A 2,110-nucleotide genomic window follows, 5' to 3' on the forward strand; every position below is an offset into this window, starting at 1 on the left:
AATAATGCAACATATACGCGAATGGAAGAAGATTTTAAGGAATTGTATAAATCCCAATTGGATCAAAAAAAGGAATCAGCTGACATAGATGATGAAACATATGATTCAAATTTATGCACATTTCAAAACAATTTAAATTCCCTTCATACTTCTCTTTACAGTGGTGAAAATAAAACACTGAGTTACACAATCAGAACTAATGTTCTAAGAGATTATGCAAGAGACAATTATGGGGTTAGATTGTCAAGACAATCTAGCGTTGCCCTAGATGAAGCAATTGCCGATATAGAAAGTTCAATTCTTAATTCTGTGGTATTAATGTGCGCAGAAAAAGGAATACCTGATGTAAGTAAATATCGCGAAAAAGCACAAGCTAAATTTAATAGTCTTTATGTTGAGGCTAAAGCTGAATATGGTGATGCTGATGTTGTTTCAATTGTTCAATATATTCAAAGTGGAATGTCCGTTTGCTTTGAAGGGATTTGTGAAGAATTAGATTGTCTTGCAACTCAACAACAACTAAAAAAATTCATGGGAAAATATTCTATTAGTGTAAAAGAAGATGTTGCTGATGATTATTGCTGAGATAAATTATTCTCTACATATGGTGATGGTAGCAAAGAAATATCTGTAGAAGATTTTAACAATATTTTTGAGATAAGTTATGAAGATTCTGACCCACAAACCAGCAATGGTTCATATTTTTCATCTTCTAAAAAAACAGTGAAATTTAGTAATGAGATGATTATTGGTTACACATTAAAACCAATTCTTGTCAAAATGAATGGCGATACTTACACTAATACATATTCTATTGATGTTGATTACACTTTAGTAAAGACCGATTGCATTAAAAAAGAGAATGTTGCTCAACTAACTGCTCATTCCTCAGCGCTAAAAAGCAAATCATTTTATGAAGATGAAAACACATCAATTTTTGATTTAAATGCTAGCGATGGTGAAAGGGAATATACAAACTATGTATTACCAATAACTAAAGAATATGAAGAGGAACAAATTAATAAAATTTACTTCAATAATCAAGATATTAAATTTACTTGATCTACAAGTGATGAATATGGATATGATGATTTTTGGACTGTACCAAATGAAGATAAGGAATACAAAGGCAAGTTAGATATCTCTGGTTTAGCAACTACTGGAATGATGATTAATGGTTATTTGCTTTCTGAATTATTAAAAGAAGATAACAGTGATGAAAAACCAATTGAATATCAAAATGCCATTAAACTAGTTAAAAATACAAATTTTTCTCTTGATTTTACTGAAAAAGATTATGATACTGAAAGAGAAGATCATAAAAAAGGTGAAATACAAGTTGATAATTTTAAAATTGGGTATATAAATTCTAATAATAGATTTAATTTATTAGAAGAGGATAAAAATATCATTGAAAAAGCAATTAATGATGACTCTGGTGTTACAAAAAGATATTCTAAAAATCTTTGAAATGGCATAAAAACTAACTATGATAATCTTGTTTCTGCGCTTGATGTAAGTAAGTTAATAGAGGAAATTGATTCTTGCCTAACAATAATTGATGAGGTTCGTCTAAAATATACTATTGTTCACGCTGTTATGACTGCTTTAACTGCAATTGTGCTTGCTGTTTTTATAAAATTAAAAAATACACGTCATGATACTTATACTATAAAGGATTTTGGTTCTTTTATTGCTATAGGACTAATTCTTTTGTGTACAATGGGATCAATAATAGTTATATGTAACAATATGTCATCATCAAATGGTAGTCTTGAAAATAACTTAATGAAGATAAATCCTGAAGAACAGTCAAGTTATGCAATAATAAAGAATATCAACAGTGATAAAAAATATTTTTACAACAATGAAGGCAAAGAAGATAAAACAGAATTTAGTGATTTGACGAATGATGAAATGAGAAATATAAAGATATATTATGAATCAGGCTACAAATCAATAAAAAATGATACAAGTGATATAGAGGAATATCTTGGTGGTAAAAAAGGATGCGAGGAACTTGTAAAAAATTTTGAAAAAGCTCAAGAGACTTATAAACTTACTTACATTTTAACTGGTTTAGCAGCACTGATGATTATTTTGCTAGTTA

4 protein-coding genes are annotated in these 2,110 nt (G+C 28.6%); all 4 read left to right on the forward strand.

All coding sequences use genetic code 11. The features are described from left to right. The coding region (locus ACJROP_RS01650; protein ID WP_406533760.1) for a hypothetical protein at positions 1 to 585 on the forward strand (585 nt) is incomplete at its 5' end. A gap of 138 nt (positions 586 to 723) precedes the next feature. Further along, positions 724 to 1,062, forward strand: coding sequence for a hypothetical protein (locus tag ACJROP_RS01655; protein WP_406533761.1), 339 nt, complete (start codon positions 724 to 726; stop codon positions 1,060 to 1,062). 102 nt (positions 1,063 to 1,164) lie between these two features. Then, positions 1,165 to 1,470 carry a hypothetical protein gene (locus tag ACJROP_RS01660; protein WP_406533762.1) on the forward strand — a complete coding sequence of 102 codons (306 nt, stop codon included), beginning with the start codon at positions 1,165 to 1,167 and terminating at the stop codon, positions 1,468 to 1,470. A gap of 129 nt (positions 1,471 to 1,599) precedes the next feature. Further along, a partial coding sequence (locus ACJROP_RS01665) for a hypothetical protein (protein WP_406533763.1) occupies positions 1,600 to 2,110 on the forward strand: 511 nt, incomplete at its 3' end.

This window comes from Methanobrevibacter sp. (assembly GCF_045220775.1).
Taxonomy (GTDB): domain Archaea; phylum Methanobacteriota; class Methanobacteria; order Methanobacteriales; family Methanobacteriaceae; genus Methanocatella.

Excerpts from the sequence above, each read along its gene's own strand:
- ACJROP_RS01660 (WP_406533762.1), top strand. The coding sequence starts at position 1,165 with ATGATGATTAATGGTTATTTGCTTTCTGAATTATTAAAAGAAGATAAC.